The organism is Afipia sp. GW822-FHT03D08 (assembly GCF_058801645.1).
Genome location: NZ_JBXANK010000001.1, coordinates 869,637 through 882,253, shown reverse-complemented (window position 1 = coordinate 882,253; position 12,617 = coordinate 869,637). Strand labels below are relative to the sequence as shown.

Genomic DNA, 12,617 nt, shown 5'->3' with positions numbered 1-12,617 from the left:
TTCCGATGGAGCTGAAGCTTTCAAGTGAAGACGCGGCGTTCCGGGATGAAGTAAGAGCTTTCATCGCGGAGAACTATCCGCAGGAAATGCGTGTGCCTAATCCGGAAACGGATCTGACCAAGGAGCAGTCGATGCTCTGGCACAAGATCCTGCATAAGAAGGGATGGATCGCCCCGCTGTGGCCGAAGGAATACGGCGGACCCGGCTGGTCGATCACGCAGCGCTTCATTTGGGAGCAGGAAACCTCGCGCGCCGGGACGCTGCCGCCGCTGGCGTTCAGCGTGACGATGGTGGGGCCGGTTATCTATACGTACGGCAACGACGCGCAAAAGAAGAAGTTTTTGCCGCGGATTCTGTCGGGCGAGGACTGGTGGTGCCAGGGCTACTCGGAGCCCGGTTCGGGATCGGATCTGGCGACTGTCCGCACCAGGGCCGTGCGTGACGGTGACCATTATATCGTCAACGGTCACAAGACCTGGACCACGCTTGCTCAGCATGCGGACTGGATCTTCTGTCTGGTGCGGACCGACCCGGCAGCCAAGCCGCAATCTGGCATTTCATTTCTGCTGATCGACATGAAATCGCCGGGCGTGACGGTGCGGCCGATCATCACTATCGACGGCTCGCATGAAATCAACGATGTGTTCCTCGAGAACGTTCGCGTTCCGGTCGAGAACCTCGTCGGCGAGGAAAACAAAGGCTGGACCTACGCCAAGTTTCTGCTCGGCAACGAGCGTACGAGCATGGCCGGCATCGGCCGTTCCACGCGTTACATCGAGCGCCTCAAGAAGATCGTGAAGGCAGAGATCGCCGAAGACGATCCGGTATCTGGCGAATTTGCCAAGGATATCGCGCGTGTGGAACTCGATCTGCTTGCCCTCGAAGCCACCGAATTGCGTGTCGTGGCGCAGATGTCGCGCGGTATTGATCCGGGACCAGCAGCTTCGCTGTTCAAGATCCGGGGAACTGAAATATTGCAGCGAATTACCGATCTGACGCATCGCGCCATCGGTAATTATGGTCTTGCGCTTCGGGAAATTCCAGCGAGTGAAAACATCTTCGTACCCGGACCGGACTACATGCACACGGTCTCCGAGAAATATCTGAATATGCGCAAGCTCAGCATTTTCGGTGGATCAAACGAAATTCAGCGCAACATCATCGCGAAAGCGGTGCTCGGTCTTTAATCGCGTCCCACGAGGCATCCGGTGGATATTCAGTTTACGGAAGAACAGGAACTCCTGCGCAGCAGCGTTCAGCGTCTGTTACGCGATCAGTACGATTTCGAGACGCGCCGCAAGATCGTTGCGACGGAAGAGGGCTGGAGCAGAAAGCACTGGAGTGCTTTCGCGGAGATGGGACTGCTCGCGGCCCCGTTCTCGGAAGCGTCCGGCGGACTCGGCGGCGGGCCGCTTTCCACTATGATCGTCATGCATGAATTCGGCCGTCATCTCGTGGTCGAGCCGTTCTTCGAGACGGTTGTTCTTGCCGGTGGTCTGATTGAAAGCGTCGGCACCGACGCGCAGCGTGAAGAATTGCTGCCCGCCATAATGGGAGGCGAAGCGATTTGGGCGCTGGCCTGGACGGAAAGCAAGTCGCGATACGATCTCAACAATGTCGCGACGACCGCGAAGCGGACTGGTGATGCTTATGTTCTGAACGGCGCAAAGGCCGCGGTGATCGGAGCGCCATGGGCCGACAAGTTGATTGTATCGGCGCGAACCTTGGGCGGGCCGCGTGATAATGCCGGTGTCAGCCTGTTCATTGTGGACCGTCAGTCGGCCGGGCTTCATCTGCAAAGCTTCAAGACGATCGACGGCCGGCGCGCCGCTGAAATCACGCTCAAGGATGTCACCGTTCCCGCCGGCAGCTTGCTCGGCGCCGAAGGCAAGGGTGTTGCTGCTCTCGAGGCGTGCCGGGATCGCGCCATCGCGGCCCTCTGTGCTGAAGCAACCGGGGCGATGGATGTCCTGAATAGTGCGACGCTGGAATACACCAAGACGCGCAAGCAGTTTGGCGTGGCGCTGGGCACGTTCCAGGTGCTGCAGCACCGGATGGTGGACATGTTCATTGCGCTCCAGGAGGCGACGTCGCTCTCGCAGCATTTGAGCCTGACCGTGGCTGAGGGCGATCAGCATGTGTCGAAACTTGCCTCGGGTGCGAAGTCCAAGATTGGTGAAGCTGCGCGCTTTGTCGGCGAGCAGGCGATTCAGCTTCATGGCGGCATGGGAATGAGCGACGAACTCAACATCGGTCATTATTTCAAACGCATTCTGTCGATCAACATTCAGTTCGGCGACCCGACGTACCACCTGCTGCGCTACGCCCGCGCAGCCTGACCACGGCATCCCGACGGCCCAGCATGGCAGCCCTGCTGAGCGGTCGCGACGCTTCTTATTGAATGATGATTGTCATATAACGCCGTATTCAAACCCGAGTCCGTCTGATTGATCGGACTCACGTTCCGGAGGTCATCGGATGGTAGATGCAGTTATCGTTTCCACAGCCCGTACCGGCATCGGCAAGGCCTATCGCGGTGCGCTCAACAACACCGAAGGCCCGACGATGGCGGGTCATGTCATGGCCGAGGCGGTGAAGCGCGCCGGGATCGAGCCGGGAGAGGTCGAGGATGTGGTGATGGGCTGCGCGATGCAGCAGGGCACCATGGTGATGAACGTCGCGCGCAAGGGTGCGATCCGAGCCGGACTCCCGATCACGGTTGCCGGCACGACTATCGATCGCCAGTGTGCATCCGGTTTGCAGGCAATTGCTGTCGCCGCTCGTTCGGTGATGCTCGATGGCGTGGAGGTCGCGATCGGCGGCGGTATTGAATCGATCAGCCTCGTGCAGAACGACCACATGAACAAGTTTCATGCCGTCGATCCTGAACTGATGGCAATGAAGTCCGAAATGTACATGTCGATGCTGGAGACCGCCGAAGTGGTCGCAGCGCGTTACAACATTCCGCGCGACAAGCAGGATGAGTACGGTCTGGAATCTCAGCGTCGCACCGGCGCAGCCATTCAGGGCGGGCGCTTCAACGACGAGATCGTTCCGATCACCACCAAGATGGCGGTTGTGGACAAGGAAACCAAGCAAGTTTCTTATAAGGAAGTGACGCTGACGAAGGACGAGGGCCCTCGTCCGGACTCGACCCTCGAAGGTATTGCCAGCATCAAGCCGGTCTTTGAAGGCAAGACCATCAGCGCCGGCAATGCCAGCCAGCTCTCCGATGGCGCGTCGGCCTCGGTGATCATGAGCGACAAGCTCGCCGCCAAGAAGGGCTTGAAGCCGCTCGGCATTTTCCGTGGCTTCGTCGCCGCGGGCGTCGAGCCGGATGAAATGGGTGTCGGCCCCGTGGTCGCTATCCCACGTCTGTTGAAGCGTCATGGCCTCAAGATCGATGACATCGACCTCTGGGAGCTGAATGAAGCCTATGCCGTCCAAGTCATCTATTGCCGCGACAAGCTGGGGATCGACCCGAACAAACTCAATGTCAACGGTGGCTCGATCGCCGTCGGCCATCCGTATGGCATGACCGGTGCGCGTCTGACCGGCCACATCCTGATTGAAGGCCGCCGCCGCAAGGCCAAGTACGGCGTTGTGACCATGTGCATCGGTGGCGGCATGGGCGCGGCGGGACTTTTCGAAATCCTGCACTGAACACACTACGGCGTTGGTCTCCCTGACTTGCGTCTTAAACTGGCCCGGCTTCCGAAAGGTCGCCGGGCCTCTTTTTTCGAGAGCTGTCCAACGACCAAATATTTTGCGTTCAACCCGAACAAAACTCCGCTTGATGCGTTGCAAGGTGTCGATCAATATTTGGCATCGATCCCGAACAATTGGGTGCGGACGTGTTGCGACGCAAGAGCATTGCTTTATCGCTGATCTCGCTCACCATGGTTTCCGGCGGACTCGTTTTGGGTCAAACCACGCAAGCGACGACGCCCAGCCCACAAACAACCCAAACCGACAAGCCGCAGGACGCAGCCACCCCGGCGACAGGCGCGATTCCCGCGCAATCGGAGCCCGTTACCGTCCCGCCGGCCCAGCCGGCGGAGGTAACGCCCGCTCCGGCACCGGCTCCGTTGTCGCCGGCAGAACAAAAAGCCGCCGACAACAAGGCCGCTCTCGATGCGCTGCTTGCCGAGGCGACTGCGCTGAAGACAAGCTATGAAAACTCCAGGCGCGGCAGGACCAGGGCGCCGGTATCGCTGTCCGCATTCCGCAGCATGGAGTTGCGTCTTCAGATGGCCGCCGCGGCAGACCCGGCAAATGCCTCGGCGCTGGATATGGCCAATGCCATGCGCATGATCCAATACGGAATTCTTCAGCCGTCAGTTCAGATCGCGGCCGTCGCCAACCGTGAACTTTATGCCCATGAGATGGGACAGCGGATGCGGGACGACGGAATGAAGGTCGAGGCATCAGGGCGCGGGAACAGCACGGTCCGGTTTGTGTCGCCGCAGATGACACGGCAGATGGCGATGCAACTGGTCGAGACGGCGAAAATTCCAGAGCAGGCGAGAGCCTTGCAGTTCAGGCGGGTGGTCTTCAGCAGTGGCCGCCGCTCCTGGACATATGACGTGGAACGAGGGCGGCTTCGCTAAATCGTTCTCAATCTGCAAGCAGAAAGAGGCCGGTCGATCGGACCGGCCTCTGATCGTTTTGGTGGTGGTCAGCTTATGCTTCGAGCACTGCGACAATTTCGAGCGTGCGCGGGTTCACGACCACGATCTCGCCATTGACGAGGAAGAACTCATATCCACGCCAATCGGGGTAAATCGTGACGACTTCCGCCGGAAGCGGGTGGAAGCTCACCGTTCGCGGAACACGCGTGCCGACGGAGATCGAGAAGTTCACGTTCGTCACAGGCTTGATGTTCTGTTTAGTGATGGAAGTGCGGATCGTCGTGCGCTGCTCGGTTGTAAGCTTTGCGCTGGCGCCAGCCTGACCGGTTGTTGCCCCGGTCTTCTGATCGCCCTTCATGCCATCCCTTTCGGCGGCATTCTTCTGATCGCCCTTCATTCCGTCCTTCTCGGCGGCGTTCTTCCGATCGGCCTTCATGCCGTCTTTCGACCTGTCCATATTCGTTTCGGACGCAGCCTTGCCGCTCTTCGTATCCGGGGCGGTTTCAGCGCCCTTCGACTTCATTCCATCCTTGGTGCTGTCCTGAGCACGCTGGGCATTCCCGCCCTCGCGAGGCATCTGGGCCTGGCCGCCCTTCATCTCACCGGATGGCGCGGCCTTGTCAGCAGGCGCGCCCGCAGATGGCGCTGTCTGCGACGCGGCAGGTGCGTTTGGAGCATTGCCCGGAGCCTGCGCCGAAACCAGTCCCGCACTGCCGATCAGGGCGGCCGTCGCGACCGTCATCAAAAGCTTGGTCTTCATATTATCCTCCTCGTTGTCTGCCCAATCCTCAACGAGAAGCCCTCGGCTCGGTTCCGTGTAAAGATGTTATGTTTCGTGAATGGTCATTCATCCGGAACATTGGTCCGGAACGCCTGCGGAATATTTTCAGTTTACGAAACGGTGTTGGACTGGGCGCGGTAGCCATAGGCATGGGCCGCCGCAAACATCGCCCACATCGCGCCCAGCATCATCCAGAAATGACGCCAGTGATCGACGTCGATGATGAAGGCTTCGCAGACCGTTCCAAAGAACGCGGAAAAAACCGCAAGATACATCCGCTGCCACGGCACGCGCACGAAAATCAGCTTGAATCCCATGATGACAGTGATGAACACCAGCGCCGGGAAGCAAACCCCGGCGATCCAGCCGCCCGACATGAAGGCATTCAGGAATGAGTTGTGGGTGTCTTCAGGAAAGAACTTTGTGAACTGAAGCGGGCCTATACCGAAAGGGAGTTCAAGGGCCATCTGGAAGCCGAGCGCGTGCCGTCCGAAGCGGCCGAAGCGGCCGCTGTCGTAGGTTTGGTTCAGGCTCGCCCGTTCCTTGAAGAGATCGCCGATGGAATCAATCGAGAGCAGCGCGATCAGGAGCAATGCCGAACAGATCGCCGCCGAGATCGCCACGGTTATGATGCGCGTGCGCTGCGCCTGTGACGGCGTCGTCACGTACATCAGTATCAACATTAAGGCCGAGCAGCCGACCAATTGACCCCAGGACGCGCGGGAGAACGCAAGCAACACAGCAAGGCTGACGATCCCCAGTGCAATTATGCTGCGGAAGGACTTCCCGAACGATTGGGTCACGACAGTCTGTAGCAGGAACAACGCGGGCAGGATCAGATAGGCGCCAAGCACGTTCGGGTCCTTGAACGTCCCGCGTGCGCGGCTGTACAGCGTGAAAGTGTCGTAGCCCACGAGATTGAAGTAGCCGGCGATGCCGGCAATGGACGCAATCAGCGCCCCGAAGATCAAACCACGCCGGAGAAATTCAAGCCGCGTGGCCGTATCTTCAGCCAGTACCATCGCGAAGAACAGGCACGTGATGGCCATGTACCATGAGGTCAGGATCCAGTTCAGGATCTCGGATTTGTCGATCAGGTAGATCGAGCAGATGGTGTAGCCGATATTCAGCAGGAAGAGCAGGATCAGCAGCGGGATAAACACCGGACGCATGCGCAGGCCGGTCGCGAAGAAGAAGACCACCGACGCCAGCGTCATCAGCTCATAGGGGCTCGGCTCGATAAAGACGATCGCGCCGCCTGCGCCGACGGCCCACATCAACGCCCGCTGGATCGCCGCGATGCCGGGCGGCGTCGCAGTCGCGGGAAGGGCGTAGTCTGCGGCTGCGAGTGAAGCCATGCGAACCGAAATCCTCTCCGCGCGTGCTGCGCGTCAGCTCAGTAGGCGTTCTCACCCTTGATCAGCGCGAACGGTGTTTTGAAGAGGATGTAGAGATCGAACAGGACCGACCAGTTCTCGATGTAGTACAGGTCGAATTCGACGCGCTTCTGAATTTTCTCGTCGGTATCGACTTCACCGCGCCAGCCGTTGATTTGCGCCCATCCCGTGATGCCGGGTTTGACGCGATGGCGCGCAAAGTATCCGTCGACGGCTTCGTCAAACAGGCGGCTTTGCAGCTTGCCCTGCACCGCATGGGGACGAGGGCCGACCAGCGAGAGATTGCCCTTGAAAACGACATTGAAGAGCTGCGGCAGTTCGTCGAGGCTGCTCTTGCGAATGAAACGGCCGACGCGGGTGACGCGCTTGTCACCCTTGGTCACAACTTTGGAGGCCAGCGGGTCGGCCTGATCGTGAAACAGCGAGCGGAACTTGAAGACGTCGATCCGCTCATTGTTGAAGCCATAGCGCTTTTGCAGGAACAGCACCGGGCCGGGGCTGTCGAGCTTGATGGCGAGGGCGACGATAGCCATCACGGGCGCAAGCAGGATGAGGATGATCGCGCCGACGATGCGGTCGAACGCCGACTTCAGCACCATGTCCCAGTCGGTGATCGGCTGCTCGAACACATCCAGTGTCGGAACCTTGCCGAGATACGAGTAGGAGCGGGGACGGAAGCGAAGCTTGTTGGTGTGTGCCGATAACCGGATATCGACCGGCAGCACCCACAGTTTTTTCAGCATATCGAGAATGCGCGTCTCCGCGGAGATCGGCAGCGCAAACAGCACCAGATCGATCCGGGTGCGGCGGGCAAATTCAACGATGTCGTCGATCTTTCCGAGCTTCGGCTGGCCGGCACAGGTGTCCAGTGCGCGGGAGTCGTTGCGGTCGTCGAACACGCCGAGAATCTGAATATCGGAGTCATCCTGCGCTTTGAGTGCCCGGATCAGGTTTTCGCCGTTCTGGTCGGAGCCAACGATGATCGTGCGGCGGTCAAGACGGCCTTCGCGCGCCCAGCGGCGGACCAGCGCGCGCAGAACAACTCGCTCAGCAAACAACGAGGCCAGTCCGACGAAGAAAAATGCCGAAAGCCAGACGCGGGAGATCGTATCGCCGAGCTTGGCGAAGAAGGATGCGCCGATAAACAGCAGAAAAACGAAAGCCCATGACGAGGCCATGCGCGTCATCTGGCGAAGCTGACCACGGAAGATTTGCACATCATAGATTTCAGCGGCCTGAAAACTGACGACCGCGCAAGCGGCCACACCGATAATCGCCGCGGCGTACTGCCAGGAGAAACCGCTCGTGCCCGGCAGCACATACGCAAGATAGAGCGCAAGCCCGACTGCGGTCAGAAGCAGGAAATCCACGATGCGGACAACGCCGCTGATAACGACTGTCGAGTAGGCCTTTCGGACTTTCTCATTTGCGACTGCAAGCGCGGCAGGAGTCAGACGCTTGCGGCGTTCCACCCGCGGAGCGCCGTCAACGGCGCCCATGGCGGCTGATCCCGCCGCAGCGGCATTCATTATCGTTCTGACGTCGATCGGTTCCACGGCCAAAATTTCCGTTGTTGTACCGTCATGTGGCGATAGGCCAAGGGGAACCAAAGTCCCCCAGCCTCATGCCTAGACAACAAATCGGAAGAATTAGTTATCGTCGATAAAGGTAGGTTAACGTTCGTTAAATGCGTCGCGATACCCGCTGATGACGCCGTCGACCATCGCCTTCTGGGAGAAGTGAACGAAGATGCGCTCGCGGAGATTCCGGGCGCGCTCGCGGGTTGCATCCATGTCGGCAAGTGCCATTTCGATCGCATCCGCCATGGCGCCGACGCTGTTTGCAACAAAAAGTCCGCTGGTGTGCGGGCCGAGGATTTCGGGAATGCCACCGACGCTGGCTGCGACCATCGGGATACCTGCAGCGGCGGCCTCGATAACAACGTAGGGCATCGAGTCGCCGCGTGAAGGGACGACGAGCAGCCTGCCTTTCGAAAAGCCAAACCGGGCCCTCACATGACCGATGAACCGCACAGCGTCGCCGAGGTTCAGGCGGCTGACGAGGGCCTTCAGGGCCTCGGTCTCTTCACCGTCGCCGGCGAGGGTCAGCGTGACCGGTTTGCCGTCGGCCCGCAGCCGCGCCACCGCCTGGATCAGCAGATCCGCGCCTTTGATCTCACGAAACTCGCCGACATAAACGACGTCGGTCGCGTCTTCGGCCGCGGGTACGGGATCGAACTCGGATGCGGTAACGCCGTTGAAAACGCAGCGAACCAGACCGGCAGGCTTGCCGACCACGCGCAAATAGGTATCGCGTGCGAACGCGCTCTCGAACAGAAACAGGTCGGTGCGATTCATCAGGGTGCGTTCCATCCGCGCATAAGCGCCGCCTTTCAGCGTGCCCGGTGGATAGTGCAGGGAACCGCCATGCGGGGTGTAGACCCGGATCGATTTCTTCGATTTGCCTTTCAGGCGAACGAAGGCGCCGGCCTTCGCGCCGTGTCCGTGCAGAACGTCAGGCTTCAGCGATCGCGCCAGACGCAAGAAATGCAGGGCCGTCAAGCTATCGACGGGATGGGGCTCCCGGCGAATGGCGAGGCGATAAACCCCGAGCTTGAGCTTCGGGGCGATCTCCTTGAGCGCCGTTTCCGCCCGCTCGCCGCCGGTCAGGCTGTCCGCAAGAATGCCGACCTCATGCCCGCGTTCGGCCTGTCCTACTGCAAGATCGAGAATATGACGGAAAATCCCGCCGACCGGCGCACGAACAGCGTGGAGAATTCGCAGCGGAGAAGTCGAAGTCTCGGGCATCGTCAGAACCAGCGTTCGGCGACTACGACGGTGTCCCCGGGTTTCAGAAGCGTACCAGGCGGCACGACAGCCTGAACGGTGCCAGCTTCGCCCATTCGGGTTAATTTGATGCTGCTTCGCTGCGCGCGAGGGGTGAAGCCGCCGGCAATAGCAACGGCGCTCTCCGCCGTCATGTTCGGCACATAGGGATATTGGCCAGGAGCGGTCACTTCGCCGAGGATGAAGAAGGGCCGGTAGGTTTCGACCTCCGCCGCAACATAGGGCTCGCGAAGATAGCCGTTCTTCAGCCGGGCCGTGACAGCCGCAGCCAATCCTGCTGGCGTCAAACCTCGCGCGCGCACCGCGCCGATCAGCGGCATGGTGATCGAGCCGCTCGCGTCCACCATGTAAGTGTTGGTGAGGCCTTCCTGGCCGTAGACGACAATGCGCAGCCGGTCGCCGGCATTCAGGCGATAAGGCTCATCGTGCGCGCTATCGCCGGGAGGGACGGGGGTTGTCGCGACGCTGACGGCGCGCACGGGCTGAACCGGACCGTAGGCGATCGCATCGAGGCTGCCGTTGTCTATGACCGCCACCGGTGCAGCCGTCCGCATGCAGCCCGACACCGCGAGCGCGAGGATGAGGCAGGTGAGACGCGCGCGGCTGCGCTGCATGGGAGAATCCAAATAAGTATCGATTCTGATTAAGAACTTTCATGGTTAATAAAATATGACCTCAGGTGGTTGGCTTGCCGCCAAACGGCGCGCGCACCCTCCGATTAACCCCGCAGCAACCTTAATGGACTGTAATCGGCGCGTAGGAGATCTGGATTCGCGCCAGTGCAGTAGCGTCCGGGTGGAGAGTATTCGATGCGTTTTTCGTTCTGGCGTGACTGGATGGACAAGTTGCCGTTCCGGGCAAAAGTTGATGCGGTTCCGATAGCCGCAGCCCATGCGCCGGCGGTGCCTGTCGCATCTCCAGAGCTTGGCGACGTCGATCTTCGTGCGATCTGGGACACGCTGGTTCGCAAGCGGATGTGGGTCATTGGGCCAACAGTGCTGGCGTTCGTGCTCTCACTCCTCGTCGTCAATATCATTACGCCGCGATATAAATCCGAAGCCCGCATCCTGATCGATGGCCGGGAGAACATCTTCTTGCGTCCGAACGGGGATCGCGCCGAGGAGCGTGGCAGTCTCGATGCGGAAGCGGTGACCAGTCAGGTCCAACTGCTGCTGTCACGCGAGCTTGCTCGCGACGTCATCAAGGCGAACAAACTCTCCGAGTTGCCAGAGTTTGACCCGGTTCTGCGTGGCGTATCGCCGCTGCGAACGCTGCTGGCCCTGTTCGGGATTGTCCGGGATCCCTTCAAGATGACCCCGGAGGAGCGCGTCCTCGAGGCTTATTATGAGCGGCTGACGGCCTACGCGGTCGACAAGTCGCGCGTCATGGTGATCGAATTCCAGTCGCAGAATCCGGAACTGGCGGCGCGTGTCACCAATTCGATCGCCGATGGCTATCTGGTGCTTCAACAGGCTGCGCGGCAAAATCAGGCGAAATCGGCCTCGCAATGGCTGCTCGTGGAGATCGAGAGCCTGCGCAAGAAGGTCGCGGATGCCGAGGCTAAGGTCGAGGAGTTTCGCTCGAAGTCAAATCTCTTCGTCGGCACCAACAATACCACGCTGTCCAATCAGCAGCTTGGCGAGTTGAACACGCAACTCAACAACGCGCGGGCACTGAAGTCCGATGCGGAATCGAAGTCGCGGCTGATCCGCGAAATGCTTCAGAGCGGCAAGCCGATCGAGGCGTCGGAAGTGCTGAATTCCGAGCTTGTTCGCCGCCTGTCCGAGCAACGCGTCACGCTTCGTGCGCAGCTTGCCGAGCAATCGTCAACGCTGCTCGGCGGGCATCCGCGCATCAAGGAGCTGAAGGCGCAGATACTGGATATCGATCGCCAGATCCGCGAGGAGGCGAGCAAGATATCCCGCTCGCTTGAAAACGACGCCCGTATCGCGAGCGCCCGAGCTGACGGGCTCAACGGCAGTCTCGATCAATTGAAGCGTCAGGCGTCCTCCACCAATGGCCAGGATGTCCAGTTACGTGCATTGGAGCGCGAGGCGAAGGCGCAGCGCGACCTGCTGGAATCTTATCTCGCCAAGTATCGCGAGGCGACCACCCGCGAGAATATCGATACTGCTCCCGCGGACGGCAGGATCATTTCCCGCGCGATCGTGTCGAACACGCCGGCGTTCCCGAAGAAACTCCCGACGGTGTTGATCGCCACCCTGGCGATGCTGATGCTGAGCGCCGGCTACATTACGACGGGTGAATTGCTGCGCATGACCGCGCCGCGTCCCGGAGTGACTGTGCGCGCTCCGGTTGCTGCTCCACGCGACACGCCTCCGCAAGTGCCTACCGGGATCGTGGAAATCGAACGGCTTGTAGCAATGCTGCGCGGGGGCGCGGCTCGCAAGATCACCGTTATTGGTGCCCATCAGGATGAAAGTGTCACGCTGGTCGCGCTGACGCTTGCCCGGCTTCTGTCGCGAAACTCCAAGGTTGTCCTTGTCGATCTCGCGATGGCGTCTCCGACACTGGCGGCGGTCTCGACGGACCCGGCATCGCCGGGGCTGACAGAACTGATGCAGGGCTCGGCGTCATTCAGCGACATCATCACCAAGGATCGCTTGTCGGCGGTTCATATCGTCGGGGCGGGGCGAGACGCTGCGCAGCGGCAGTTGCTGCAACTGCCGCGGATCAATCTGGCGATCGATGCTCTGTCGCGGGCCTATGACTACGTCGTGCTCGATGCGGGAACCGCGTCGGATCTGCCGGCAACCGTCATCGCCGCGCAGGCGCATGCGGTTATCATTCCCGATCCCGCGATCACCGCGGCTGCACGCGAGATGATGAAGACCCAGCTTCTTGAATCGGGCTTCGCCGGCGTGACCATTCTGACCACATCACTGAACCCAATGGATCTCGGCGCACCCGGTCAGCGGGTCGCGGCGGCCTGAACCGTTCG

Annotated in this window: 10 protein-coding genes; 5 read left to right on the top strand and 5 right to left on the bottom strand. The window is 60.3% G+C overall.

Features of this window, described 5'->3' with window-relative positions:
• The first annotated feature begins 5 nt into the window (after window positions 1–5).
• The 4 genes from AC1RM7_RS04185 to AC1RM7_RS04170 all read left to right on the top strand — a co-directional run bounded on the left by AC1RM7_RS04185 (window position 6) and on the right by AC1RM7_RS04170 (window position 4,610).
• The gene (locus AC1RM7_RS04185) at window positions 6–1,187 is read left to right on the top strand and encodes an acyl-CoA dehydrogenase family protein (RefSeq protein ID WP_006020819.1); all 1,182 of its coding nucleotides are present in this window, start codon (window positions 6–8) and stop codon (window positions 1,185–1,187) included.
• Between the two features lie 21 nt (window positions 1,188–1,208).
• Window positions 1,209–2,339 carry an acyl-CoA dehydrogenase family protein gene (locus AC1RM7_RS04180; protein WP_024921782.1) on the top strand — a complete coding sequence of 377 codons (1,131 nt, stop codon included), beginning with the start codon at window positions 1,209–1,211 and terminating at the stop codon, window positions 2,337–2,339.
• Between the two features lie 139 nt (window positions 2,340–2,478).
• The gene (locus AC1RM7_RS04175; protein ID WP_006020817.1) at window positions 2,479–3,663 is read left to right on the top strand and encodes an acetyl-CoA C-acyltransferase; all 1,185 of its coding nucleotides are present in this window, start codon (window positions 2,479–2,481) and stop codon (window positions 3,661–3,663) included.
• A 191-nt stretch (window positions 3,664–3,854) separates the two neighbouring features.
• Window positions 3,855–4,610: a hypothetical protein gene (locus tag AC1RM7_RS04170; RefSeq protein WP_244434445.1), complete on the top strand. Its 756-nt coding sequence runs from the start codon at window positions 3,855–3,857 to the stop codon at window positions 4,608–4,610.
• Window positions 4,611–4,683: 73 nt separating this feature from the next.
• On the opposite strand, the gene AC1RM7_RS04165 is transcribed toward AC1RM7_RS04170, so the two are convergent.
• From AC1RM7_RS04165 to AC1RM7_RS04145, 5 genes are all read right to left on the bottom strand, one after another.
• Window positions 4,684–5,391, bottom strand: coding sequence for a DUF1236 domain-containing protein (locus AC1RM7_RS04165; RefSeq protein WP_006020814.1), 708 nt, complete (start codon window positions 5,389–5,391; stop codon window positions 4,684–4,686).
• 131 nt (window positions 5,392–5,522) lie between these two features.
• Window positions 5,523–6,770, bottom strand: coding sequence for an O-antigen ligase family protein (locus AC1RM7_RS04160; protein WP_024921784.1), 1,248 nt, complete (start codon window positions 6,768–6,770; stop codon window positions 5,523–5,525).
• A 38-nt stretch (window positions 6,771–6,808) separates the two neighbouring features.
• Window positions 6,809–8,365 carry an undecaprenyl-phosphate glucose phosphotransferase gene (locus AC1RM7_RS04155; RefSeq protein WP_024921785.1) on the bottom strand — a complete coding sequence of 519 codons (1,557 nt, stop codon included), beginning with the start codon at window positions 8,363–8,365 and terminating at the stop codon, window positions 6,809–6,811.
• A gap of 117 nt (window positions 8,366–8,482) precedes the next feature.
• A complete protein-coding gene (locus tag AC1RM7_RS04150) occupies window positions 8,483–9,616 on the bottom strand; it encodes a glycosyltransferase family 4 protein (RefSeq protein WP_024921786.1) in 1,134 nt (377 codons plus the stop codon).
• A gap of 2 nt (window positions 9,617–9,618) precedes the next feature.
• Window positions 9,619–10,269: a polysaccharide biosynthesis/export family protein gene (locus tag AC1RM7_RS04145; RefSeq protein ID WP_024921787.1), complete on the bottom strand. Its 651-nt coding sequence runs from the start codon at window positions 10,267–10,269 to the stop codon at window positions 9,619–9,621.
• A 195-nt stretch (window positions 10,270–10,464) separates the two neighbouring features.
• Here AC1RM7_RS04145 and AC1RM7_RS04140 point away from each other — a divergent pair, with 195 nt between their 5' ends.
• Window positions 10,465–12,609: a GumC family protein gene (locus tag AC1RM7_RS04140; RefSeq protein WP_024921788.1), complete on the top strand. Its 2,145-nt coding sequence runs from the start codon at window positions 10,465–10,467 to the stop codon at window positions 12,607–12,609.
• Window positions 12,610–12,617: the final 8 nt, after the last annotated feature.

Bases quoted from the DNA above. Each gene is read 5' to 3' on its own strand.
- AC1RM7_RS04140 (WP_024921788.1), top strand. From the start codon at position 10,465: ATGCGTTTTTCGTTCTGGCGTGACTGGATGGACAAGTTGCCGTTCCGG.
- AC1RM7_RS04175 (WP_006020817.1), top strand. From the start codon at position 2,479: ATGGTAGATGCAGTTATCGTTTCCACAGCCCGTACCGGCATCGGCAAG.
- AC1RM7_RS04160 (WP_024921784.1), bottom strand. From the start codon at position 6,770: ATGGCTTCACTCGCAGCCGCAGACTACGCCCTTCCCGCGACTGCGACG.
- AC1RM7_RS04150 (WP_024921786.1), bottom strand. From the start codon at position 9,616: ATGCCCGAGACTTCGACTTCTCCGCTGCGAATTCTCCACGCTGTTCGT.
- AC1RM7_RS04185 (WP_006020819.1), top strand. From the start codon at position 6: ATGGAGCTGAAGCTTTCAAGTGAAGACGCGGCGTTCCGGGATGAAGTA.
- AC1RM7_RS04145 (WP_024921787.1), bottom strand. From the start codon at position 10,269: ATGCAGCGCAGCCGCGCGCGTCTCACCTGCCTCATCCTCGCGCTCGCG.
- AC1RM7_RS04165 (WP_006020814.1), bottom strand. From the start codon at position 5,391: ATGAAGACCAAGCTTTTGATGACGGTCGCGACGGCCGCCCTGATCGGC.